Genomic DNA, 24,128 nt, shown 5'->3' with positions numbered 1-24,128 from the left:
GCAATCGGGTCTGACGGCGTCGGTCAGCTCTTGCCTTCGAGGTAGCGCTTCATGTCCGCGCGCAGGCCGTCGCGCAGATCGGCACGGGCCATGCCGAAGGCGATGTTGGCCTTCAGGAAACCGGACTTCGAACCGCAATCATGGCGCTCGCCGTCGAAATCGACGCCATAGAATGTCTGCGTCTTCGACAGGCCGATCATCGCATCGGTGAGCTGGATCTCGCCGCCGGCGCCACGCTCCTGCGTCGCCAGGATCTTGAAGATCTCCGGCTGCAGGATGTAGCGCCCGGTGATCGAGAAGTTCGACGGCGCCGTGCCCTTGGCGGGCTTCTCGACCATGCCGTCGACCTCGAAGATCTTGCCGTCGCGCTTGCCGACGCCGCAAATGCCGTATTGGTGGGTCTGATCGGCCGGCACCTCCTGCACCGCGAGCAAATTGCTTTTCTCAGGCAGTCTGTTTGCCGCAGCGATCATCTGCGCGAGACAGCCGGGCGTGTTCAGCACCAGCTCGTCCGGCAGCACCACCGCGAACGGCTCGTCGCCGACGATGTCGCGCGCGCACCACACCGCATGGCCGAGGCCGAGCGGCGCCTGCTGACGGGTGAAGCTGACCGCGCCGGCCTCCGGCTGATCCCGGGCCAGGATCTCGATCTCGGTCTTCTTGCCGCGCGCCGCGAGCGTCGCGTCGAGCTCATACATGCGGTCGAAATGATCCTCGATCGCGGTCTTGTTGCGCCCGGTCACGAAGACGAAATGCTCGATGCCGGCTTCCTTGGCTTCGTCGAAAACGTACTGGATGAGCGGCTTGTCGACGATCGTCAGCATCTCCTTCGGCATCGCCTTGGTGGCGGGAAGGACGCGGGTACCGAGACCGGCGACCGGAAATACGGCTTTGCGGATCTTCATGGGGGGTGACTAAACCTTGTGACGAATGAATGCGAAATTGATCGCATGTTGGTAGCTCGTTTGCAGCCGAGAACAAAGGCGGATGTTGGTCGAGCGTTCCCTCCGACCCGGTCAGGATCGCCATATTTCGCTGCCGAGAAATCGTTAACCTTGTTAATCTTGCGTTAAGCCGGCGCGGGCCTCCTGGGGCTCTTTCCTGCGATGGACGAGATCACGATGCGACGGAACGTCATGCTGGCAGCTTTGAGGACCGGGACGAGGGCCGCGATTGTCGCATCCGCCCTGGCGGTGTCTGGTTCCGCCGAGGCGCAATCCGGCAATCCGCTGAACTTTCTCGACAGCCTGTTCACGGGCACGCTCAGCAATGGCAACTCAGGCTCGCCGGCGCCGGCGCAGGCCCCCTCGGCCAGCGGTCCGCAACCCTGGAGCGGCGAGGACGGCGCCTCGGGCCACCCCTTGATGACCGCCGCCGCGATCCGCGAGGCCGCCGGCAATTTCGACGGCTGCGTCGCTGCGATGTGGCCAGATGCCGCACGCCGCAACATCACCCAGGACAATTTCCAGCGCTTCACCGCGGGCTTGACGCCGGATCTGCGCATCATGGACCTGCTCGATGCGCAGCCGGAGTTCACCAAATCGATCTGGGACTATCTCGACATCCTGGTGAACGACAATCGGCTCGCCAAGGGTCGCGAGGTGCTGGCGAAATACAAGGCGCAGTTCGATGCCACCGAGCGCGCTTATGGCGTCGATCGCTACATTATTGCGGCGATCTGGGGCATCGAATCCAATTATTCCACCCAGATCGGCGACCGCAGCGTGCTGCAATCGACCGCAACGCTCGCCTGCATCGGCCGCCGCCAGGCCTATTTCAAGGACGAGTTCCTGTCGGCGCTGGAAATTCTCAACCGCGGCGATCTCCGTCCCGAGCAGTTGCGCGGCTCCTGGGCCGGCGCGTTCGGGCCGACGCAGTTCATGCCGACCGCGTTCAAGCGCTTCGCGGTCGATGCCGATGGCGACGGCCGCCGCGACGTCGTCGACAACCCGGCCGACCTGATCGCCTCGACGGCCAACAATCTGAAGAAGGACGGCTGGCAGAGCGGCCAGAGCTGGGGCTATGAGGTCGTGCTGCCGCAAGGCTTCAACTTCATGCTGGCCGACCGCGCCAAGACCATGAGCTTCGGCCAGTGGGAGCAGCTTGGGCTGAAGCGGGCCAATGGTCAGCCGTTCCCGGCCACGCCCGAGAAGGCCTATCTGCTGGCGCCCGCAGGCGCGCAAGGACCGGGCTTCCTGATGCTGCAGAATTTCCGGGTCATCATGAAATACAACCCGGCCGAGGCCTATGCGCTGGCGATCGGGCATTTTGCGGACCGCCTGCGCGGCGCGCCACCTTTCGTGCAGGCCTGGCCGCGTGAGGAACGCACCTTGTCGCGGGCCGAGCGGCTCGAGCTGCAGCAGTTGCTCGCCGAGCGAGGATTCTACCGCGGCACGCCGGATGGCCAGTTCGGCGGCCAGACCCGGGAGGCGCTGCGGAACTTCCAGGCCTCGATCGGCGCCCCCGCCGACGGCTTCGCCACCACCGACGTCCTGGAACGGCTGCGCAGCCGCTGAACAGCGGCATTTTGAGCCGTGCCGGTAACCTTCTGTGGCGTTTGGCGACGGACATCAACACCATCCGGTGAATGCCCGTTTGCGGCCTGATTCGGCTCCTATTATATGGACGGTCACGATTTCGCCGCGCGACGGGTGCGGACGGGTGCGCATGTCAAAGCTGAAGTCCCTCCTCAAGCTATTGAACGAACCCGGGCCGATGGTGGTGCTGGCGGTCGTCATCGCCATGCTTGTCGGGATTGCCGGACCCGCCTCGGCCCAGTTCTTCAATTTCAACCCGTTCGCCTCGCCGCGTCCCGCCCCGCGCGGCGGCGGAGGGGGCGGTGGGGGCTGGTTCGGCGGCGACTTCTTCGCCCCGTTCCAGCCGCAGCAGCCCAAGCGCGTTCCCCAGGATTATTCCAAGGCGCCGCCGCCGGAGAAGCGCGACGGCACGCCGGAGCGCTATGTGCTGGTGCTCGGCGACGGCATGGCCGACTGGCTCGCCTACGGCCTTGAAGACGCCTATTCCGAGCAGCCCGACATGGGCGTCACCCGCAAGATCAAGACCAATTCGGGTCTCATCAAGTACCAACCCAAGGGCGAGCCGTCCGACTGGGCCGCCGCCGCCAAGGGCATCCTGGCCACCGAGCGTGCCGACGCGATCGTGATCATGCTCGGCCTCAACGACCGTCTCCCGCTGCGCGAGCCGGCCGTGGACAAGACCAAGGACGACAAGGCCAAGAAGGACGCCAAGACCAAGCCAGGCGAGACCAAGCCGGGCGACGCCAAGCCTGGCGATACCAAGGCTGGCGAGGCCAAACCGGGGGACGCCAAGACAGCCGACGGCAAGGCGGCCGACCCCAAAGCGGCCGAGGCCAAGCCGGATGGCAAACCCGACACCAAGGCCGACGCGGCCGCCAAGCCCGCCGACAGCGATTTGCCGCAGGACGAGGTCGACAACGACACGCCCGCGACCGCGGCACCGGAAAAGACCGCGCGATCGCCCAACGGCATCTACGACTTCCGCGACGAGCGCTGGATCGAGCTCTATTCGAAAAAGATCGAGGAGATGATCGCGGTCGCCAAGAGCAAGGGCGTTCCCGTGCTCTGGGTCGGCCTGCCCGCGGTCCGCGGCCCGAAGGGCACCGCGGACACGCTGTTCCTGGATTCGCTGTATCGCGATGTCGCCGGCAAGGCCGGCATCACCTATGTCGACGTCTGGGACGGTTTCGTCGACGAAGCCGGGCGCTTCCTGCAGAAGGGCCCGGACTTCGAAGGCCAGATCCGCCAGCTGCGGTCCTATGACGGCGTCTATTTCACCAAGGCCGGCGCGCGAAAGCTCGCCCACTACGCCGAGCGCGAGATCAATCGCCTGCTCGCCGCCCGCTCGTCGCCGCTGGAACTGCCGACCGAGCCGGCGACGCCAGACGCCAATGCCGTCCCGGGTCAGCCCGCGCCGCGACCGATGGCCGGGCCGATTCTGCCGCTCGTCGCGTCATCGGTCGGCACCGATCAGCTGCTCGGCGGCCCTGGCTCGCGGCCCGCGGCCGTCGATCCGTTGGCGGCAAGAACGCTGGTCAAGGGCGAGGCCCTGAGCCCGCCGGCGGGGCGCGCCGACGATTACGTCTGGCCACGCCGCGAGATCGGCCGTGAGCAGGCCAAGGAGCCGCCGAAAGAGCAGTCGAAACCGGATACGCCCATGGCCACGACGACCCCGGGCACGGCGCCTGGCGAGCCCGCCGCCGGTGCGCCGGCGGCCTCGCAGCGGCCGAGACGGCTGACCACGCCCGGCGCGACGTCGCCCGCCCAGGCACCGCAACAGCCGAGCCAAGCGCCGCGCGACTTCTTCGGCTTCGGAACGCCGCAGCAGGCGCAGCCGCCGAGGCCGCCGGCGGCGCGTAATCCCAACGCCCCGCCACGGCCACCGGCGCCGGTCGGCCGCGCCGCAGCGGTGCTCGATTCGCCCTGGCGCTGACGCGATCACCCGCTCGCGGCGCAGCATCAGCGAGCGGCGATCCGAAGAGTCGCAAGCAATGAGAGTCGAAAGCAATGAGGCCCGCACCGATCAACGGATGCGGGCCTCATTTTATTCGGTCTTATCCAGTGATCCGGCGAAGGCCGGATCACGGGAGTCGCGTCTCAGTAGCGCCAGCGCTGCGGCTGAGGGCGGCTCGACGGCCGCATCAACATCGCCAGCAGGAAACCGATGCCGCCGGCGACCAGGAGCGCGCCCACTGGATTGTCCTGGACCCGCTTGGTCAACGCCTGCGTGCCGTCGCGCAACGTGTCGGCGCTGCCGCCGAACGTATCCTTGGCGTAGTCCACCGCGGCGTCGCCGGCCTCACGTGCGGCGTCCTTGGCCTGGCCGTAGAGATTCTGAACCACGCCCGAGGCCTCGCGCGCGCGCCCTGAAGCCTGCGTGCTCTTGTCGCCAGTCATTTCACCGATGCCGCCTTCGACCTTGCCTGCGACATCCTTGACTGTTCCGGTCAACCGATCCGTATCCATCGCCGCTTCTCCTTGTCTCGCGTTTGCGGGCTTGCCGCTGTGCTAACCGGCTGAGGCGGCGACGGTTCCGACGCACTACAAAATCAAGCCGCCATCGACGACGATGGTCTGGCCAATGATGTAGGACGACAGCGGCGAGGCCAGGAACAGCGCCGCGCCCGCCATGTCCTGCGGCGTCCCCAGCCGCTTGAGCGGGATGCGTTGCAGGGCACCTTCGAGGCGCTTGGGATTGGCCGTCGTCACCTTCGTCATCTTGGTATCGACGAGACCGGGCGCGATCCCGTTGACGCGGATGCCGTCCTCGGCCCAGGCTTCGGCGAGCGTCCGCGTCAGCCCGACGGCACCGGTCTTGGAGGCATTATAGGCCGGATTGCCCATGGTCGAATGATAGGCCGCCGTCGACGAGACGATGATCAGCGCGCCCCTGGCATCCCGCAACAGACCGTGAAATTTCGTCGCACAGGCCATCAGGCTGATGAGATTGATCTCCACGACCCTGCGAAAGCCGTCCATGGCGAATTCGCCGCGCCGGTACAGCACCGCCCCCTGGGCCAGCACCAGCACGTCGAGCCGCTCGCAGCGCGGCACGAACGCCGCAATGGACGCGGCATTGCCAACGTCGAGCTGCTGATAGTCCAGCCCGGTGAGATCGCAGCCCTCCTCGATGGAATAATCGGTTGCCGTCGCGCGCGTGCCGCAGACCGCGACGCGCGCGCCCTGGGCGCGAAACGACTGGGCGATGCCGTTGCCGATGCCGCTGGAGCCGCCGATCACCAGCACCTGCCGTCCCGAAAAATCGAGCGCGTTCATCTCCCTTCCTCCTGTCGTTGTTTGTTTGACCTGTGTGCGGATCGGTGCCAGCGTTGTCAACGGCGCGACACAGCGCGCATTTTTCGCGGGCCGCAATATGCAGAGCTACAAACAACTGAGCCGCTCGGTGAAAAACCTGACCGTCCTGGTCACGGGCGCGGCCTCAGGCATGGGGCGTGCCACGGCGCGGCTGTTTGCTGATGAAGGGGCGCAGGTGGCCGTCATCGATATCGATGAGGATGGCGCGCGTGCCGTGGCCACGGACATCGTGGCGGCGGGCGGAACCGCGCAGGCTTGGCGGCTTGATTTGTCCGACCGCGATGCAATCGCCGCCGTCGTCGGTGCGGCGGCCACGCAATTCGGCGGTCTCGACATCATCGTCAACAATGCCGGCATCTCGGTGCGGATGGCGATCGACGACGCAAGCTATGACGAGGCCTGGGCCAAGGCCCTGGCAGTGATGCTGACGGCGCAGCAGCGCGTGATCCGCGCTGCGCTGCCGCATCTGCGCCGCTCGCAAAGTCCCCGCATCGTCAACATCGCCTCGACCGAAGCGCTCGGCGCCACCGCGCTGCACAGCGCATATTCCGCGGCCAAGGCCGGCGTGACCGGGCTGACGCGCTCGCTCGCGGTCGAGCTCGGGCGCGACGGCATCACCGTGAATTGCATCTGCCCAGGGTCGATCGCGACCGCGATGACCGCGCGCATTCCCGACGAGCAGAAGGCGATCTACGCCAGGCGGCGCACCGCGCTCGGACGTTACGGCGATCCCGAGGAGGTCGCGCATATGACGTTGAGCCTGTGCCTGCCGGCGGCCTCGTTCATCACCGGCGCCGTGATCCCCGTCGACGGCGGCCTGATGGCGCGCAACGCGTGACGTCTGCCACGCGGGAATGACAGCCGTGCGGGCCGCGCTTCCCAGCGCGCGTTGACTTCGCCTTGCCGCAGCGTAGCTTCGACACCGACAAGCGGACGAGCGAGCCGCGACGATGAGGACATCAAGGAGGACGCCATGGCGATCGCCATCCGGCAGCTGCATCCTTTTTTCGTTGGTGACGTTTCAGGCATCGATCTGCGCAAGCCGCTGACGCGCGATGAGACCGCGGAGCTGCAGGCCGCGATCGATCATTACGCGGTCCTGGTGTTCCACGACCAGGACATCACCGACGAACAGCAGCTCGCTTTCGCGCTCAGTTTCGGCGAGCGAGAACAAGCCCGTGGCGGCACCGTCACCAAGAAAGAGGACTACCGTCTCACCACCGGCCTCAACGACGTCTCCAATCTCGGCAAGGACGGCAGACCGCTGCCGCGCGATCACCGCACCCATCTGTTCAATCTCGGCAATTGCCTGTGGCACTCCGACAGCTCGTTCCGGCCGATCCCGGCGAAATACTCGATCCTGTCGGCGCGGATCGTGAACCCGAAGGGCGGCAACACCGAATTTGCCGACATGCGCGCCGCCTATGACGCGCTCGATCCGGAGACGAAGGCCGAGATCGAGGATCTCGTCTGCGAACATTCGCTGATGTATTCGCGCGGCGCGCTCGGCTTCCTCGACTACAGCGACGAGGAAAAAGAGATGTTCAAGCCGGTCAGGCAGCGGCTGGTGCGCACCCATCCCGCGCATGGCCGCAAGTCGCTGTACCTGTCGTCGCATGCCGGAGCCGTGGTCGGCATGAGCTTGCCGGAGGGACGGCTGCTGCTGCGCGACCTGACCGAGCACGCCACGCAGCGGGAATTCGTCCATGTGCACAAATGGGCGCTCCACGACCTGATCATGTGGGACAATCGCCAGACCATGCATCGCGTGCGCCGCTACGATCAGTCGCAGCCGCGCGACATGCGCCGCGCCACCGTCGCCGGCACCGAGCCCACCATCGCGCAGCAGGCGGCGGAGTAGATCGGCGCTCGCGCGTCGAACCGCTTGCTGGATGCCGGAGACACGGCAACCAGAGACACGATGGCCGGGACGAAGCCCGGCCACGGCAAAGCGGAGGGATGGCGGCGAAGAGTTGATGGCGTCAAGACCGCCTAACAAGGCCGTCGAGACGAGCGTTTCCTTGGAATCGGCGGTCCGTGCTGATGCAAGATCTCGCCGTCTGCGACGCTGTCATGCTCCGCGAAGGCGAAGGCGGAGCATCCAGTATTCCGCGACAGCAGAGATCGTGCCGAAACGTCACAGCGTACTTAGGCGTGCCCGGCGGCGTTGGAGAGCATGCCGGGATCGATGCCGATCTTGCGCAGCGCAAGATCATATTTGTCCTCGACATTGTCGCCGAAGATCAGCTCGGGATCGGCATCGCAATGCAGCCAGCCATTATCCTGGATCTCTTCCTCCAGCTGGCCGGCGCGCCAGCCGGCATAGCCGAGCGCGAGCAGCGCGTGCTTCGGACCATTGCCCTTGGCGATCGCCTTGAGGATGTCGATGGTCGTGGTCAGGCAGACGCCATCATTGATCTTCAGCGTCGCATTGGCGATGAAGTAGTCGCTCGAATGCAGCACGAAGCCACGTCCGGTATCGACCGGGCCGCCGCTCAGCACTTTCATGGTTTCGGCGCTGTCCGGCAGGCTGATCTGATCGCCCTTCTCGATGATGTTCAGTTGCATCAGGAGCTGCGGAAAATCGATGCTGCCGGCTGGCCGGTTCACCATGATACCCATGGCCCCCTCGGCTGAGTGCGCGCAGAGATAGATCACGGAGCGTTCGAACCGCGAATCCCCCATGACGGGCATGGCGACCAGCAATTGGCCGTCGAGATAACCGCCGTGAGAGGTGTGATCCCCGATCCCGGTCACTTTGCGGCGAACGTCGCCGAGCCGTTTTGCGTCAGGATTCATCCGCGAGGACTCTCATGATGGTTGATATCCTGATATTGGGATGAGCATCTGTCAATCAAGGTTCAGGCCTCCGCCGCGGAATCCGCTCACAAGCAATTCAATGGTTTGCGCCCCAACCAAACTTTAAAGACGTCTCATGTCCGCCTTGGTTCCTCGTCCCTCCGCCACACTTCTCACCGCGGCGTTGCTGTGGTCCTGCGCCTCGCTCGGCGGCTGGGCGCAGGACTCGTCGCCCTGGCAGCGTGATGGCCATTCCGCGGTCCGCCTGCTCGCCGGATCGCGCAGCGGACCGGTGGTTCTCGGCGGCGTCGCGTTTCAGCTCCAGCCGGGCTGGAAGACCTATTGGCGCACGCCGGGCGACTCCGGCGTGCCGCCGCGATTCGACTTTTCCCGGTCCGAAAATGTCGATGCGGTGACCGTCCTGTGGCCGGCCCCGACCAAGTTCGACGACGGTGCCGGCGGACACTCGCTGGGCTATCACGATCAAGTCGTGCTGCCATTGCGCATCGTTGCCAAGAGCGCCGACAAGCCGATGACCTTGCGCGCCGACATCAGCTACGCGGTGTGCGAGAAGATCTGCATCCCCGTCGAAGCCAAGGTCGAACTCGCCTTCACCAGCGTGGCAAGCACCGAGGACGCCTCGCTGTCGGCCGCGCTTGACACCGTGCCGAAGCCCGCCAATGTCGGTGATCCCATTCCGTTTACGATCCGCGACATCAAGCGCGACGGCAAGAAGGATGTCATCGTCGACGTCGTCGCGCCCGATAAACGCGGCGTTCATCTTTACGTCGAGGGTCCGACACCGGACTGGTCGCTGCCGATCCCGAGCCAGCGCGACAGCGGGACGCCGGGCATCGCGCGCTTCGCCTTTGAGCTCGACGGTGTCCCGCCGGGCGTCAAGCCCGACGGCGCGACGCTGAAATTCACGCTGGTCGGCCCCGACAAGGCCTATGAGTTCAACGCCAGCCTGCCGTAAACGGGGCCGCCCAACCGATTCTTAACGTTGCGTTGATAGGAGGGCATGACGGCCGCCTTCCGCGGCCCGAGAGCCGGACTTGCCCCGTGGCCGTGATGGATGCCCGCAACGACACCACATCGACAGGCCTCGCAGCCCGGCTGAGGGCGCGCGTCGCGGCGCTCGCCGGCGGCGGTGAAGCATCGCTCACGCAGCGGCTCGCGGCGCTGATCTTCCTCATCCGCGTGCTGAGCGCCGGCCTTGCCTATCTCAGCCAGATCCTGCTCGCGCGCTGGATGGGCGGCTCGGATTACGGCATCTATGTCTATGTCTGGACCTGGGTGCTGCTGCTCGGCAGCATGCTCGATTTCGGCATCGCCTCGTCGGCGCAGAAGATCATCCCCGACTATCGCACGTCCGGCCAGCACGCGCTGCTGCGCGGCTTCCTGTCGGGCGGCCGCTGGCTGACCCTGGCAACCTCCGGCATCGCCGCTTTGCTGCTCGCCGGACTGATCGCGCTGCTGTCGCCGTGGATCGAGGAGAGCGAGCGCCTGCCGCTCTATATCGGTTGCCTGACCTTGCCCGCTTTCGTGGTCGCCAACACCCAGGACGGCATCGCGCGCTCGCATGATTGGATGACGCTCGGGCTGATGCCGCAATTCATCATCCGCCAGGGCCTGATCATCGGCTTCACCGCAGGCGCCCTGGTGCTCGGCTTCCAGCTCGGCGCCAGCGCCGCCATGGCCGCCAGCGCCGCCGCGGTGTGGATCGCGATGCTCGGCCAGATGCTGGTGCTGAACCGGCGGCTCGAGCGCCACGTCGAGGTCGGGCCGAAACAATATGATCTGCGCGGCTGGCTCGCAGTGTCGCTGCCGATCCTGCTGGTCGAGAGCTTCTATCTGCTGTTGTCCTACACCGATGTCCTGGTGCTGCAGCAGTTCCGCTCCTCCGAAGAGGTCGGTGTCTATTTCGCGGTGGTGAAGACGCTCGCGCTTGTGTCGTTCATCCACTACGCGATGTCGGCGACCACGGCGCATCGCTTCGCGGAATATCACGCGCTCGGCGACAAGGCACGGCTGTCGGCCTATGTCGCGCATGCGATCCAATGGACGTTCTGGCCGTCGCTCGCGGCGACCCTGGTCCTGCTTGCGCTCGGCAAGCCGCTGCTGTGGCTGTTCGGCGCGCAGTTCACTGCGGGTTACGACATCATGTTCATCGCGGCCATCGGCCTTGTCGTACGCGCCGCGATCGGCCCGGTCGAGCGCCTCTTGAACATGCTGGGCCAGCAGCACGCCTGCGCCTCCGCCTATGCGGCCGCCTTCGTCATGAACCTCGTGCTGTGCATCGTCCTGGTACCCCGCTTCGGCGGCCACGGCGCCGCGGCGGCGACCTCGTTGTCTCTGGTGTTCGAAACGGTGCTGTTGTTCCGCATCGTCAAGCGACGGCTCGGCCTGCACGTTCTCGCCTTCGGCAAGGCGTCCTGACGCAGGTTCCGTGACGGACCTGCGACAGATGTTCATGCTCGAACCGGCGCTCTGCGGCCGCCTCTCGCTCGCGCAGCGATCACGCAAGTGTTGAGTGCAGTGCCATGATTTGGGCGCGATCCTCTAGACACATGGTTCCATCGCGCGGGGGAGATGAAGATGTCGAGACTGGGGCTCGCACTATCGCTGGCTGGATCATTGCTGCTGTCCGGCTGCATGGAAGCGACTCTGTCGCCGACGACTGATGCGGCGCTGACACCGCGCGACAAGCAGTTGCTGGCGCGCGCGCCCTATGCCGAAGCGCAGATCCCGGAACAGTTCCAGCGCCACATCGTCGACTTCTCGCGCCAGGAGCAACCGGGCACGATCATCGTCGATACCGATGCGCGCTTCCTTTATTATGTCCTGCCCGACGGCAAGGCGGTCCGCTACGGCGTCGCGGTCGGCGAGGAGGCCATGGCGTTCTCCGGCGTCGCCACCGTCGGCAAGCTGGCGGAATGGCCCGACTGGGTTCCGACCGCCGACATCCAAGCTCGTCTCGGCCCCTATCCGAAGCGCGTGCCCGGCGGCCCGGCCAACCCGCTCGGCGCCCGCGCGATCTATCTCTACGAGGGCAACAAGGACACGCTGTACCGGATCCACGGCACCAACCAGCCGGAATATATCGGCCAGGCGATCTCGTCCGGCTGCATCCGCATGACCAATACCGACGTCGCCGACCTCTACAACCGCGTGCAGATGGGATCGACCGTGGTCGTGCTGCCGCCCGGCCAGAGCGTCGCCTCCACCAATGCAAACATCTTCGCGCGCCGCAGCTGATTCTAGATCATGATTCGTTTCCACGGAAACGCATCATGATCTTTCGTCATTGTTTGCGCATGATCTCTTCGGAAAACCGGTTTCCACCTTTGCGGATCATGCTCTAGCCGTAGCGCAGCTTCAGGCCGAGGATGGTCGCGACCAGCGCCAGGGTGATCAGGTTCGCGACGACCAGCGGCAGGTCGTTGATCAGCGCGCCGTAGAGCAGCCACATCGCGTTGCCGGTGGTCAGCAGCACGAACATGCCGGCCGAGATGTCCTGGGTCGAGCGCGACCGCCAGGCCTTGATGACCTGGGGCAGGAACGAGCATGTGGTGCAGGTGGCGGCGCCGAGGCCGATCAGCGTGGTCAGCAAAGGAAGGGTCCGTGTGCAAGCGCGGTGAAAGCCTGCTTGTAGAACGCGCCGTGTCAAAGCGAAACCGCGCGAGGCCAAAAACCTGCCTGTCGGACCCGCGGCGAAGGATCACGGCGTTCCGCGCGCCGTGATCCGCTGGGCGCTGACTTACGCGGCGGTCCAGCCGCCGTCGATCGAGAGGTTGGCGCCGGTGATCTGCGATGCCTCGTCGCTGCACAGGAACAGCGCCAGCGCTGCGACCTGATCGACCGTCACGAACTCCTTGGTCGGCTGCGCCGCCAGCAGCACGTCGTTGATGACCTGCTCCTTGGTGAGATTGCGCGCCTTCATGGTGTCGGGGATCTGCTTCTCGACCAGCGGCGTCCAGACATAGCCCGGCGAGATGCAATTGCAGGTGATCTTGAAGGTCGCGAGCTCCAGCGCCACGGTCTTGGTCAGACCGGCGATGCCGTGCTTGGCCGAGACATAGGCCGACTTGAACGGCGAGGCGACCAGCGAGTGCGCGGACGCCGTGTTGATGATGCGGCCCCAGCCGCGCTTCTTCATGCCGGGCACGGCGGCGTGGATGCCGTAGAACGCCGAGGAGAGATTGATCGCGATGATCTGCTCCCACTTCTCCGGCGGGAAGTCCTCGACCGGCGAGACGAACTGGATGCCGGCATTGTTGACGAGGATGTCGACCGCGCCGAACGTGCTCTCGCCGAGCGCGATCATGCCGGCGATCTCGGCCGGCTTGCTCATGTCGGCCGGCGAATGCACGGCCTTGACCTTGAACTCGCTCTCGATGGCGGCGCGCTCCTTCTCGATGTCGGCGGCAGCGCCAAAGCCGTTGAGCACGATGTTCGCCCCGGCGCTGGCAAAGCCGCGCGCAATGGCGAGTCCGATGCCGCTGGTCGAGCCGGTCACCACAGCGGTCTTGCCCTTCAAATTCGTCGTCATTGCTTCACTCCTTCTTGGCGGCCGCGAGGCTGCCATCCTGCGTGAGATCGTAGGTGACCATGGTCTCGCCGGACTGCGGCCGCTCCAGCCAGTCCTTGTGGCTCATCGATTGGTGGACGTCGCGCACACCCGCGTCCCAATGCTCGACCATCGCGACATGAGAAAAGTCGTAGTCCTTCGAGGAGGTCTCGTAGGTCTTGCTGCGGTAGATCAGGTGCACCACCGTCACGGTGTTCTCCTGCGCCGCCTTGCACAGGATCTCGAGCGCAGGATCGTTGCGCAGCTCCTCCGGCAGCTTGGCATAGAGCTCGCGGAACGCCTTGCGCGTGTTGTGGATCATGCGGTTCTTGTCGGTGTTCATCCGCGTCCGGCTGGAATAGCGGATGTCCTTTTCGCGCTCGGCCGCTTCCAGCAAGGTGCGCGGCAGTTCGCCGCGCGCGGAGAACAGATCGACCTGGAAGATCAGCAGGTCACGATCGGTCTCGGTGTCGAGCACATAGTCGAGCGGCGTATTCGAAGCGATGCCGCCGTCCCAATAATGCTCGCCGTCGATCTCGACCGGCGGAAAGCCCGGCGGCAGCGCGCCTGAGGCCATGATGTGCTCGGGGCCGATGCGCTTGCCCTGCTTCTTGAATTCGACATTGTCGAAATAGGTGAAATTGCCGGTGGTGATGCCGACGGCGCCGACCGACAGCCGCGTCTTCAGGTCGTTGATGCGATCGAAATCGACCAGCCGCTCCAGGGTCCGCTTCAGCGGCGCGGTATCGTAATAGCTGACGGATTGCAGGCTGCCGGCCGGCCACAGCGGCGCCGGCGGAAAGCGTGGCGTGAAGAAGCCCGGTACGCCGAACGCGGCGATCAGCGCCGCGCTGGCCTCGTTGAACGCCGAGCGGTGATGGTCGCCATTGAGCAGCGGCTTCCACGGCACCGGGGAGGACACCATCTCCCAGAATTCCTTGAGCCGGCCGACGCGCTTGTCGCGGTCATTGCCCGCGATGATCGCGGCGTTGATGGCGCCGATCGAGATACCAGCCACCCACTCCGGCTCGAAGTCGAAGTGACATAGCGCCTGATAGGCGCCGGCTTGATAGGAGCCGAGCGCGCCGCCGCCCTGCAGGACGAGGACTCGTTGCGACTGGGTGGGAGTGGCCGGCTGCGGGGGAAATGGATGATGCGTCATTTACGGCGGTCATTAGCAAAACATGGCGCCAGCGTGGCGTCACTTCGGGGTGACGTCAATCCATCCCAAGGAGAGGTCCTGCTCCGGACGACCGCTGCACAAGGCAGCAGCGAACTTGCCTGTCAGGAGGCCTTTTTACCATCGGGCGCGGCCAGGATCATGGTCCAGAAGACCTTGTACTTGGTATTCGGAGCATAGCTCGCCGCAATGCCTATTTTTGTGACACCCGTCTTCAGCATGTTGGCCCGATGCGGCGGCGAGTCGCGCCAGCCGGAAAACGCTTCCGCCAAGGTGTGGTAGCCGGCCGAGACGTTCTCCACCGCCACCGTCGCATCATAGCCCGCATTGTTCAGCCGCTTGGCCAGCGGGGCGCGGACGTCGTGATCGAGCTTGTTCTTGTCGGCCATCGCCTGCGACTGCGACTCCGCCAGCCGCATCAGCTCCGGATCGACCTCGACCATGCCGAGCCCATTGTTCTGGCGGTATTGCGAGATCATCGTCGCCGCAGCGGCAGCATCGAGCTTGGCTCCGGCGACCGCCATGTCGGCATACATCGTCGGCGCCTGCACGACGGGCGTTTCAGCCGCGCAGCCGGCGAGCAGCAATGCGATGGAAAGAGCGAGAGCCAGACGCTTCAATGAACCAGTCCCTGTGCGGAGAAGAGAGGCGGGTTGTTGCACATCAACCGTGGCTGAAAGGTGAATCGCCGGTAAGTTCCATCGCGACAATTCCGGCCAGCAACGGTTCGTCAACCCTATGAGCGGAGCGGTCAAGCCTGCCGGGGTCGAGGGATCGACAGCACTTTGCGGTCACATCGCGCTTAGGCTGGTGCCGAGCACGACATCCAGCAAACGATGTCTTGGTTGGCAATCTTGGCTAGCGACCCGGATTCGAGCCCGAGCCCAGCCCGCCACTAACCGCTTGCAAAGATCCGATAATGCCGCGGCTTGAGGCCGATGCGGTCGCCGATCTTGAGTTCGCGGTCGCGCGGGGCGTCGATCTCGATCGTGGAGCCTTCGGTCAGCGCGATCTCGGCGCGCTGCACCGGGCCGAAGCTGCGGACATGGGTGATGGCGCCATGCAGGGTGCCGCTGTCAGCCGGGCCGATCACCATGTCGTGACGGCGCACGAACAGCGTCGATGCGCCGGCTGTATCGCCCGGCGCAGCCAGATCCAGCGGCCGGCCGTTGAGATGCACCGCGCCGCCGGAGACCTCCACCGGCAGCATGATCGACTCGCCGATAAAGCCGTGCACGAAGGCCGTGGCCGGGGCGTCATAGACGTCGTTCGGCGAGCCGACCTGCTCGATACGGCCCTTGTCCATCACCACGACGCGATGCGCGACCTCGAGCGCCTCTTCCTGGTCATGCGTGACGAAGATCGAGGTGACGTTGATCGAGTGGTGCAAGGTGCGCAGCCATTGCCGCAGTTCCTTGCGCACCTTGGCGTCGAGCGCGCCGAACGGCTCGTCGAGCAACAGGATGCGTGGCTCGATGGCGAGCGCACGCGCCAGCGCGATGCGCTGGCGCTGGCCGCCGGAGAGCTGGCTCGGATAGCGGTCGGCGAGCCAATCGAGCTGCACCAGGTCGAGCAGCTCCTTCACGCGGGCACGGATCTGCGCCTCGCTCTTGCGGATGCGACGCGGCTGCACCCGCAGGCCGAAGGCGACGTTCTCGAACACGCTCATGTGCCGGAACAGCGCATAATGCTGGAACACGAAGCCGACATGACGCTCACGCGCGCCGCGGTCCAGCGCGTTCTCGCCGTCGAACAGGATCTCGCCGGCATCCGGCCATTCCAGCCCGGCGATGATCCGCAACAAGGTCGTCTTGCCCGAGCCGGACGGGCCGAGCAGCGCCAAAAGCTCGCCATTGGCGACCTTCAGGTCGACGCCGTCGAGCGCCTTGAAGGTGCCGAAGGTCTTGACGACGCCCCTCGCTTCAATGGTCATGAGGCAGGTCCTCGTCGATGTTGCGTTCGAGAATGGTCTTGGCGACCAGCGTGATCAGCGCGAGCATGGCGAGCAGCGAGGCGATCGCGAACGAGGCGACCATCTGGTACTCGTTGTAGAGGATCTCGACCAAGAGCGGCATCGTGTTGGTCTCGCCGCGGATGTGGCCGGAGACCACGGAGACCGCGCCGAACTCGCCCATCGCACGCGCATTGCAAAGCAGGACGCCGTACAGCACGCCCCATTTGATGTTGGGCAAGGTGACGCGGAAGAAGGTCTGCAGGCCGGAGGCACCGAGCGAGATCGCGGCCTCCTCCTCCTGCGTGCCCTGCTCCTGCATCAACGGGATGAGGGCGCGGGCGACGAACGGAAAGGTCACGAACACGGTGGCCAGCGCGATGCCCGGGAAGGCGAACAGGATCTGCAGACCATGGCTCTGCAGCCAGGGCCCGAAGAAGCCTTGCGCCCCGAACAGCAGCACGAAGACGAGACCCGAAATCACCGGGCTGACCGAGAACGGCAGGTCGATCAGCGTGATCAGGACCGTCTTGCCGGGAAAGTCGAATTTCGCGATTGCCCAGGCGGCGGCGAGGCCGAACACCAGATTGGTGCCGACCGAGACCGCGGCGACGCCGAGGGTGAGGCGGATGGCCGACCACGCCTCGGGGTCGGCCAGCGCGGACAGATAGGCGGAGATGCCCTTGCCGAACGCCTCCACGAACACGACCACCAGCGGCAGCACGACGAACACCGACAGAAAGCCGATCGCCAAGGTGATGAGGGCGATGCGAACCACGGTCGGTTCGGCGCGCGGATCACGCCGCGCGGCAATCTCGACATCGCTGGGCTGCGCCGGCCTGTCCGGCGCCCGTTGCAGGGTCATCTCGATGCTCATGGCGCGGCCTCAACTGGACGCCTGGGCCTGTGCCCAGCGCTGCAAGCGATTCACCGCGAAGATGATCACGAATGCCACCACAAGCATGACCACCGCAATGGCCGTCGCGTCGGCGTAGCGGAACTCGGACAGGCGGATCACGATCAGGAGCGGCGCGATCTCCGACACGTTCGGCAGATTCCCGGCGATGAAGATCACCGAGCCGTACTCGCCGACGGCGCGGGCGAAAGCGAGCGCGAAGCCGGTCAGCAGCGCCGGCATCAGGCTGGGCAGGATCACCTTGGTGACAATGTGCCAGCGGCTGGCGCCGAGGCTGGCCGCCGCCTCCTCGATCTCCGGATCGAGGTCGATCAGCACCGGTTGCACGGTGCGGACGACAAAGGGAATGCCGATAAAGATCATCGCGATGAAGATGCCGAGCGGCGTGAACGCGACCTTGATGCCGAGCGCGGCCAGCGGCGCGCCCAGCCAGCCCTTCTGCGCGAACAGCGAGGTCAGCGCCACGCCGGCCACCGCCGTCGGCAGCGCGAACGGGACGTCGACGATGGCGTCGAACAGCCGGCGGCCGGGGAAGCGGTAGCGCACCAGCGCCCAGACCACGATCGTGCCCATCACCAGGTTGACGAGAGCCGCGGCAAAGGACAGTCCGAACGAGATCTTGAGGGCGCTCAGGGTGCGCCGGCTGGTGACGATGCCCCAGAACTGCTCAAGGCTGAGCTCGGTCGAGCGCACGAACAGCCCGGCCAGCGGAATGAGCACGATGAGGGACAGCCAGGTCAGCGTCAGCCCCATGGTGAGACCAAAGCCCGGCAAGGTGCTGCGTCGGGGTGCGAGAACGCTCAAGAAGCCACCTGGCTCATTCCCATCGGGCCCATTCCCGTGTTGTCCGCCTTGGTTCGCCAATCAGTTCTTGTAGATCTGATCGAAAATCCCGCCTTCGCCGAAGTGATCCTTCTGCGCCTTGGTCCAGCCGCCGAACACGTCGTCGATCGTGAACAGGTCAACCTTGGCAAACGACTCGCTGTACTTCTTGGCGACGTCCGGATCGCGCGGACGGTAGAAGTTGCGTGCGGCGATTTCCTGACCTTCCTTCGTATACCAGTACTTCAAATAGGCTTCGGCGACGGCCTGGGTGCCCTTTTTGGCCACGACGCTATCGACGATGGCAACTGGCGGTTCGGCCAGGATCGACAGCGACGGCGAGATGATCTCGAACTTTTCCTTACCGAATTCTTTCAGTGCCAGATAGGCCTCGTTCTCCCAGGCCAGCAGCACGTCGCCCACTCCCCGCTCGACGAAGGTGACGGTCGCGCCCCGCGCACCGGTGTCGAGCACGGGAACGTGCTTATAGAGGTCGGCCACGAACTGCTTGGCCTTGTCGACCGAGCCGGTCTTCTTCAGGGCGTAGCCCCAGGCGGCGAGATAGTTCCAGCGCGCGCCGCCGGAGGTCTTCGGATTGGGCGTGATGACGTCGACGCCCGACTTCAACAGATCGTCCCAGTCCTTGATGCCCTTCGGATTGCCCTTGCGGACCAGGAACACGATGGTCGAGGTGTAGGGCGAGGCGTTCTGCGGCAGGCGCTTCTGCCACTCCTTGTCGAGCAGTCCCTTGTTCGCGATGGCATCGATGTCATAGGCCAGCGCCAGGGTGACGACGTCGGCCTGCAGGCCATCGATCACGCTTCGCGCCTGGGCGCCGGAGCCGCCATGCGACTGCTTGATCTCGACGCTCTTGCCGGTGTCCTTCTTGTAGGCCTCGGCAAACGACTTGTTGAACTCGACATAGAGCTCACGGGTGGGATCGTAGGACACGTTGAGCAGATTCACGTCGGCAGCAACGGCCGACCCCGCCCATGCCAGGCCCGCGACAACCGCAAGAACACGCCGCATCATGCAATCTCTCCATTCAAATAGCAGGCCTGCAATGTTGCAGGCGCGTCCTGCAGATCGCCGCATGTGCCGTTCCGAGTCAACGAAACCGGATTTTCTTGTTTCCGACCGGACGCGGGCATTTTGCTACGAAGCGCCCGGCATTGGGATAGCTGTTCTTTGCCGCGACACTATGCCGTCTTGGGCGACCAAGCAGCCGGCAGGCGACGTCCCAACTACACCGACGACGTCGCCACCGTATGGATGCCGCACTCGGTCTTGCCGCGGCCGCGCCAGCGGCCGGCGCGATCATCCTCGTTCGCATCCGAGCGGCTGGTGCAGGGCATGCAGCCGATCGAGCGGAAGCCTGCGGCGACCAGCGGATGCTGTGGCAGGTTGGCCGCGCGATAGATCTCCGCGATGTCCTCGCGAGCGACATTGGCGAACGGGTTGAACTTCACCCGGGCGCCATCCTGCTCGACGACAGGAATCGCCGCACGCAAACCGCCCTGGAACCGCTTGCGGCCGTTGATCCAGGCGGTGAAGGGCGCGAGAGCGCGCGCCAGCGGCTCGACCTTGCGGATGCGGCAGCAGGCGTCGGGGTCCGAGAACCACAGATCGTTGTCGGCATCTTCGCGCGCGAGCGCCGTGGCATCGGGTGCGACCGAGCGCACGTCGCGCAGGCCTAGGATCTCGATCAGCTGGTCGCGATAGGCCAGCGTCTCCGCGAACATGTGCCCGGTGTCGAGGAAGATCACGGGGATCGCCGGATCGACATCGGCCGTGACCTTGAGCAACGCGGCCGATTCCGTGCCGAAGGACGACACCACCGCAAGCCGCTCGCGGCCGATCGCCTGCAACGCGGCGGCGATGACCTGTTGCGGCGAGGCCGTCCGCAGCGCGGCGTCGAGCGCCGCGTCCGGCGTGTGCCCGACCGAAGGTGATACAGCCAGCGTGCTCACAGCCCGGCACTCTCCGAATGACGCAGTTGCAGGCGCTGATGCAGCGCCGAGATCCGGCCGTCGCCAGCCGGCTGATAGAACACCGAATAGCGCTTCACGGTCTCGCTGAACGCCTCGGCATCGGCCTGCTTCTTGACGTCGAAAGCGTCGAAGCCGGCCCGCAGCATGAACACGAACTGGTCGCGCAGCACCTGTCCGGTGGCGCGCAGCTCGCCGCGGAAGCCGTAGCGCTCCCGCAGCAAGCGCGCCTGGGTGTAGGCGCGGCCGTCGCGGAAGCTCGGAAACACCAGAGCGATCAGCGCCAGCCGGTCGAGATAGGGGACGAGATCGTCGACGTCACGATTGTTCGGCCAGATCACGCCAAGCTTGCCGCCGGTGCGGCTCACCAGCGCATCGGGACCTGCGAGGAACCGCGTCTCGGAGACGAGGATCGCGCCCTGCGCCGGCAGATCGGCATCGTCGGTGATACGGACGAACTCGTCCGTGATGATGTGTCCGCCCTTAACGAGTGGCATAAACCCGCTCCCTGAATGGTTCGACCCCGAGCCGCGCCACCGTGTCGACGAACAGCTCCTCGGGGCTCGCGCGCAGCGCAAGATAGGCCTCGACGATGTCCTCGACGACATCGGCGACTTCGGCATAGGGCACCGCGGGTCCGATCAGGGTGCCGAGCACGGCGCCCTCGTCGGCGCGGCCGCCGATGGTGATCTGATAGAATTCCTCGTTGTTCTTCTCGACGCCGAGGATGCCGATATGGCCGACATGGTGGTGGCCGCAGGCATTGATGCAGCCGGAGATGTTGATGTGCAGCCGGCCGATCAGGTTCGCCGTGTCGTGATTGGCGAAGCGGCGGGTGATCTCCTGCGCGATCGGGATCGAACGCGCATTGGCCAGCGAGCAGTAATCGAGCCCCGGGCAGGCGATGATGTCGGAGACCAGGTTGACGTTGGGAATGGCGAGCCCGATGGCGTCGAGCGCCTTCCACACCGCCGGCAGATCGCGCTTGCGGACATGCGGCAGCGCCAGATTCTGCTCGTGGCCGACGCGGATCTCGCCGAACGAATATTTGTCGGCGATGTCAGCGAGCGCATCCATCTGGTCGGCGGTCGCATCGCCGGGAGGCTTGCCGATCGGCTTCAGCGACACGGTCACGATCGCATAGCCCTGCACCTTGTGGGCGACCACCGAGTTCTTGCGCCAGGCCTCGAACTTCGGATCATGCGCGGCCTGCCGCAGCTCGTCCGGCATGTGCGGCAGCGTCTCATAGGCCGGATAGAAGAAGCGCGACCGGATGTCCTCGACGATGCCGTCGTCGAGCTTGAGCACGCCGTCGCGGATCTGCTGCCACTCCTCCTCGACCTCGGCGGCGAAGGTCTCGATGCCGAGCTCGTGGACCAGGATCTTGATGCGCGCCTTGTAGATGTTGTCGCGGCGGCCATACTGGTTGTAGACGCGCAGGATCGCCTCGACATAGCTCAGAATGTCGTGGCCATGGACGAACGGCTTGATCGTCTTGGCGATGAAGGGCGAGCGGCCCAGACCACCGCCGACCAGCACCTCGAAGCCGGTCTCGCCCTGCTCATTCTTCAGCAGACGAAGGCCGATGTCGTGGATCTTGATCGCGGCGCGGTCGTGCGCGGACGCGGTGATCGCGATCTTGAACTTGCGCGGCAGGAACGAGAATTCCGGATGCAGCGTCGTGAACTGGCGCAGCAGCTCGGCCCAGATGCGGGGATCCTCGACCTCGCCCGGCGCGACCCCGGCCCACTGGTCGGAGGTGACGTTGCGCATGTTGTTGCCGGAGGTCTGCATCGACTGGATGCCGACCTCGGCGAGGTCGGCCATCGCATCCGGCAGCTCGGCGAGCTTGATCCAGTTGAACTGGATGTTCTGCCGGGTCGTGAAGTGACCGTAGCCGCGGTCATAACGCCGCGCGACATGCGCCAGCCGGCGCAGCTGCTCGGACGACAGCGTGCCATAGGGAATCGCGATGCGGTACATGTAGGCGTGGAGCTGCAGATACACGCCGTTCTGCAGCCGCAGGATCTTGAACTCGTCCTCGGTGAGCTCGCCGGACAGGCGGCGCTTCACCTGGTCGCGGAATTCGGCGACGCGCTCATTGACCAGGGTGCGATCGATGTCGTCATAAGCATACATGAGAGGGCCTTCAGGCTTGAGCCGGCAGCGCGATGGTGGTGCCCGTCAGCCGGATATGTTCGCGCATATTGCCGGGCTTGACAGCGCCGTCCGTCGCAACCTCAACCGGTGCGATGTAGGGGCCGATCGCGTTGAGATCATCGGCGACCGCTTCCGACAGCAGCGCGCGCGCTTCGTCGGCGGTGCGGACGATCGCGGCGTCGGTCAATTCGTCGGACCAGCTCTTGGTGCCGGTGCGGTAGATCACGGCGCCGTCCCAGGTCCGGTTCGCAGTGATGATCGAGGGACCGGTGATCTTGATCTTCTGTTGCAGCGGGGAGGTCATTCAGACGGGTTCCAGGAGTTTTGCAATCACGCCACTGAGGTTCTTCTGACGCCACGGCGCTGAATGCGCCACGACGTCGCCGATGATGAGGATAGCCGGGCCGCCATCAATCTGGCCGACCAGATCCGGCAGCTGATCCAAGGTGCCGACCGCCGCCTGCGCATCCGGCCGCGTCACGCGCGCGAACACGCCGACCGGCGTCTGCGGCGAGCGGCCGGCGGCGAGGAGGCCGGCGCGCACGGCGGGCGCCGCCGTCATGCCCATGTAGACGACGACGGTCATCTTGGTGTCTGTCAGCGCCGACCAGTCGACCGCCTCGGCGTCGCGCTCCTTGTGCGCGGTGAGGAAGGTGATGCGCAGCGCCTTGCTGCGGAACGTCAGGGGCACCTCGAACTGCGCGGCGGCGCCGATGCCGGCAGTGATGCCGGGCACGATGGTGTAGGCGACGCCGGCATGGCGCAGCGCGTCGACCTCCTCGCCGCCGCGGCCGAACACGTAGGAGTCGCCACCCTTCAGCCGGACGGCGCGCTTGCCCTCGCGCGCGGCCTCGATCAGCAGCTTGTTGACGGCGTCCTGGCCGATGCCGGGCTTGCCGACGCGGCGGCCGACCGGCACGCGCGAGGCGTCGCGGCGGATGCGGTCGAGAATCTCCGGCGTGACCAGCTCGTCATAGTAAACGACGTCGGCGTCCTGCAGCGCGCGCAGCGCCTTGATGGTGAGAAGATCGGGATCGCCGGGACCGGCGCCGACCAGCGTCACATGACCGTCGCTGCGGCCCGCATGATCCGCACCGGCAAAGGCGGAGGGATCCGCGATGCCATGCAGCGCCGCCGCGGCCTCATGCTTGCGCCCCGCCAGCACCAATGCGCCGATCGGGCCGTCCACGATGCGCTCCCAGAACCGGCGGCGCAGCGGCATCTCGGGGATGCGCGGATTGATGGTCTTGCGGAAGTCGCCGATGAAGCTCGCGAGTTCGCCGATCCGCGCCGGCAGTAGCGCCTCGATGCGCTCACGCACGCGGCGCGCTACCACCGGCGACGAGCCGCCGGTGCCGATCGCGACCACGACATCGCCGCGATCGACGATCGCCGGAAAGATGAAGCTGGAATGCGCCAGGTCGTCCATCACATTGACGGGCAGACCGACTGCGCGCGCCCGCGCCGACATCGCCACACCGATGTCGCCGGCGCCGGCGCACAGCACCGCGATCACACCCGAGAGGTCAGCGCTCAGCGGATCGCCCTCGGCGCGCGCAATCTGGCCATGATCATCGTGCAGCCCGCCGAGTTCGAAATCCCCATCGGTGGCGAACCAGCGGATGCGAGCGCCCGCCGCCAACAACACCCGAAGCTTGGCACGCACGAGCTCGCCCGCGCCGATCAGCAGCACGGGGCCGGTCTTCAGATCGAGAAACACCGGCAGATATTGCATTGCGCTCTTCGGTTTCGACTCTTCGGGGTTGACTGGAATTATTTTCTATATAAGTGTCCCCGCCGGAACGCAAAGAGAAAAATATTCCTTGGCTTCGCCATAGAATTTTCTCCCAAGTAGGCGAAGGCTCGCAGCATGCACATTCTCACAAACGA

General features: G+C 65.5%; 24 protein-coding genes. 7 read left to right on the top strand and 17 right to left on the bottom strand.

Translation table 11 applies throughout. From position 1 onward, the window contains the following. Positions 1-23: 23 nt before the first annotated feature. On the bottom strand, positions 24-905 hold the full coding sequence (gene galU, locus HL671_RS07570; protein WP_012046778.1) for a UTP--glucose-1-phosphate uridylyltransferase GalU: 882 nt from the start codon (positions 903-905) through the stop codon (positions 24-26). Between the two features lie 216 nt (positions 906-1,121). Here galU and HL671_RS07565 point away from each other — a divergent pair, with 216 nt between their 5' ends. Continuing rightward, positions 1,122-2,516: a lytic murein transglycosylase gene (locus tag HL671_RS07565; RefSeq protein WP_172236044.1), complete on the top strand. Its 1,395-nt coding sequence runs from the start codon at positions 1,122-1,124 to the stop codon at positions 2,514-2,516. A 151-nt stretch (positions 2,517-2,667) separates the two neighbouring features. Further along, positions 2,668-4,470 (top strand): SGNH/GDSL hydrolase family protein, encoded by a 1,803-nt coding sequence (locus HL671_RS07560; protein ID WP_172236043.1) that lies wholly within the window; start codon positions 2,668-2,670, stop codon positions 4,468-4,470. A 164-nt stretch (positions 4,471-4,634) separates the two neighbouring features. Here HL671_RS07560 and HL671_RS07555 read toward each other — a convergent pair whose 3' ends face one another. Beyond that, the gene (locus HL671_RS07555; RefSeq protein WP_012046781.1) at positions 4,635-5,003 is read right to left on the bottom strand and encodes a CsbD family protein; all 369 of its coding nucleotides are present in this window, start codon (positions 5,001-5,003) and stop codon (positions 4,635-4,637) included. A gap of 75 nt (positions 5,004-5,078) precedes the next feature. After that, the gene (locus HL671_RS07550; protein WP_172236042.1) at positions 5,079-5,813 is read right to left on the bottom strand and encodes an SDR family NAD(P)-dependent oxidoreductase; all 735 of its coding nucleotides are present in this window, start codon (positions 5,811-5,813) and stop codon (positions 5,079-5,081) included. A gap of 97 nt (positions 5,814-5,910) precedes the next feature. On the opposite strand from HL671_RS07550, the gene HL671_RS07545 reads away from it, so the two are divergent. Continuing rightward, complete coding sequence (locus HL671_RS07545; protein WP_172236041.1) at positions 5,911-6,690, top strand: SDR family NAD(P)-dependent oxidoreductase; 780 nt, start codon at positions 5,911-5,913, stop codon at positions 6,688-6,690. A gap of 135 nt (positions 6,691-6,825) precedes the next feature. Continuing rightward, positions 6,826-7,713: a TauD/TfdA dioxygenase family protein gene (locus tag HL671_RS07540; RefSeq protein WP_172236040.1), complete on the top strand. Its 888-nt coding sequence runs from the start codon at positions 6,826-6,828 to the stop codon at positions 7,711-7,713. 287 nt (positions 7,714-8,000) lie between these two features. Here HL671_RS07540 and HL671_RS07535 read toward each other — a convergent pair whose 3' ends face one another. Next, positions 8,001-8,651, bottom strand: coding sequence for a YqgE/AlgH family protein (locus HL671_RS07535; protein ID WP_012046785.1), 651 nt, complete (start codon positions 8,649-8,651; stop codon positions 8,001-8,003). A gap of 136 nt (positions 8,652-8,787) precedes the next feature. Between HL671_RS07535 and HL671_RS07530 the strand changes: the two genes are divergently transcribed. From HL671_RS07530 to HL671_RS07520, 3 genes are all read left to right on the top strand, one after another. After that, positions 8,788-9,627 carry a protein-disulfide reductase DsbD domain-containing protein gene (locus HL671_RS07530; protein WP_172236039.1) on the top strand — a complete coding sequence of 280 codons (840 nt, stop codon included), beginning with the start codon at positions 8,788-8,790 and terminating at the stop codon, positions 9,625-9,627. Between the two features lie 86 nt (positions 9,628-9,713). Next, positions 9,714-11,090: a lipopolysaccharide biosynthesis protein gene (locus HL671_RS07525; RefSeq protein WP_172236038.1), complete on the top strand. Its 1,377-nt coding sequence runs from the start codon at positions 9,714-9,716 to the stop codon at positions 11,088-11,090. A gap of 159 nt (positions 11,091-11,249) precedes the next feature. After that, positions 11,250-11,909 (top strand): L,D-transpeptidase, encoded by a 660-nt coding sequence (locus HL671_RS07520; protein WP_172236037.1) that lies wholly within the window; start codon positions 11,250-11,252, stop codon positions 11,907-11,909. A gap of 103 nt (positions 11,910-12,012) precedes the next feature. On the opposite strand, the gene HL671_RS07515 is transcribed toward HL671_RS07520, so the two are convergent. From HL671_RS07515 to cysG, 13 genes are all read right to left on the bottom strand, one after another. Next, positions 12,013-12,264: a SemiSWEET transporter gene (locus HL671_RS07515; protein WP_012046789.1), complete on the bottom strand. Its 252-nt coding sequence runs from the start codon at positions 12,262-12,264 to the stop codon at positions 12,013-12,015. A gap of 147 nt (positions 12,265-12,411) precedes the next feature. Next, entirely contained in the window at positions 12,412-13,203 is a 792-nt protein-coding gene (locus HL671_RS07510) for a 3-hydroxybutyrate dehydrogenase (protein ID WP_012046790.1), read from the bottom strand. A 4-nt stretch (positions 13,204-13,207) separates the two neighbouring features. Next, complete coding sequence (locus HL671_RS07505) at positions 13,208-14,383, bottom strand: DUF3734 domain-containing protein (RefSeq protein WP_012046791.1); 1,176 nt, start codon at positions 14,381-14,383, stop codon at positions 13,208-13,210. Between the two features lie 122 nt (positions 14,384-14,505). Further along, the gene (locus HL671_RS07500; RefSeq protein ID WP_012046792.1) at positions 14,506-15,021 is read right to left on the bottom strand and encodes a CAP domain-containing protein; all 516 of its coding nucleotides are present in this window, start codon (positions 15,019-15,021) and stop codon (positions 14,506-14,508) included. Between the two features lie 275 nt (positions 15,022-15,296). Next, positions 15,297-16,334: a sulfate/molybdate ABC transporter ATP-binding protein gene (locus tag HL671_RS07495; protein ID WP_172236036.1), complete on the bottom strand. Its 1,038-nt coding sequence runs from the start codon at positions 16,332-16,334 to the stop codon at positions 15,297-15,299. Further along, positions 16,324-17,229 (bottom strand): sulfate ABC transporter permease subunit CysW, encoded by a 906-nt coding sequence (cysW, locus tag HL671_RS07490; RefSeq protein ID WP_012046794.1) that lies wholly within the window; start codon positions 17,227-17,229, stop codon positions 16,324-16,326. Before cysW ends, HL671_RS07495 begins: the two co-directional genes overlap by 11 nt. Positions 17,230-17,238: 9 nt before the next feature. Then, positions 17,239-18,072, bottom strand: a complete 834-nt coding sequence (gene cysT, locus HL671_RS07485; protein ID WP_172236035.1) for a sulfate ABC transporter permease subunit CysT — start codon at positions 18,070-18,072, stop codon at positions 17,239-17,241. Between the two features lie 60 nt (positions 18,073-18,132). Then, positions 18,133-19,122 carry a sulfate ABC transporter substrate-binding protein gene (locus HL671_RS07480; RefSeq protein ID WP_172236034.1) on the bottom strand — a complete coding sequence of 330 codons (990 nt, stop codon included), beginning with the start codon at positions 19,120-19,122 and terminating at the stop codon, positions 18,133-18,135. Positions 19,123-19,334: 212 nt separating this feature from the next. Beyond that, positions 19,335-20,060 carry a phosphoadenylyl-sulfate reductase gene (locus HL671_RS07475; RefSeq protein ID WP_172236033.1) on the bottom strand — a complete coding sequence of 242 codons (726 nt, stop codon included), beginning with the start codon at positions 20,058-20,060 and terminating at the stop codon, positions 19,335-19,337. Next, entirely contained in the window at positions 20,057-20,575 is a 519-nt protein-coding gene (locus HL671_RS07470; RefSeq protein ID WP_012046798.1) for a DUF934 domain-containing protein, read from the bottom strand. The genes HL671_RS07475 and HL671_RS07470 overlap by 4 nt, the downstream gene beginning before the upstream one ends. After that, positions 20,562-22,217, bottom strand: a complete 1,656-nt coding sequence (locus tag HL671_RS07465; protein WP_012046799.1) for a nitrite/sulfite reductase — start codon at positions 22,215-22,217, stop codon at positions 20,562-20,564. The genes HL671_RS07470 and HL671_RS07465 overlap by 14 nt, the downstream gene beginning before the upstream one ends. 10 nt (positions 22,218-22,227) lie before the next feature. Next, a complete protein-coding gene (locus HL671_RS07460) occupies positions 22,228-22,542 on the bottom strand; it encodes a DUF2849 domain-containing protein (protein WP_012046800.1) in 315 nt (104 codons plus the stop codon). Next, positions 22,543-23,973, bottom strand: a complete 1,431-nt coding sequence (gene cysG / locus HL671_RS07455; protein ID WP_172236032.1) for a siroheme synthase CysG — start codon at positions 23,971-23,973, stop codon at positions 22,543-22,545. It lies immediately after the preceding gene. Positions 23,974-24,128: the final 155 nt, after the last annotated feature.

Origin of the sequence: Bradyrhizobium denitrificans, from assembly GCF_013179005.1 — a bacterium.
Taxonomy (GTDB): domain Bacteria; phylum Pseudomonadota; class Alphaproteobacteria; order Rhizobiales; family Xanthobacteraceae; genus Bradyrhizobium; species Bradyrhizobium denitrificans.
Note: the sequence above shows the minus strand (reverse complement) of the source record. Positions and strands in the feature narration are given on the sequence as shown.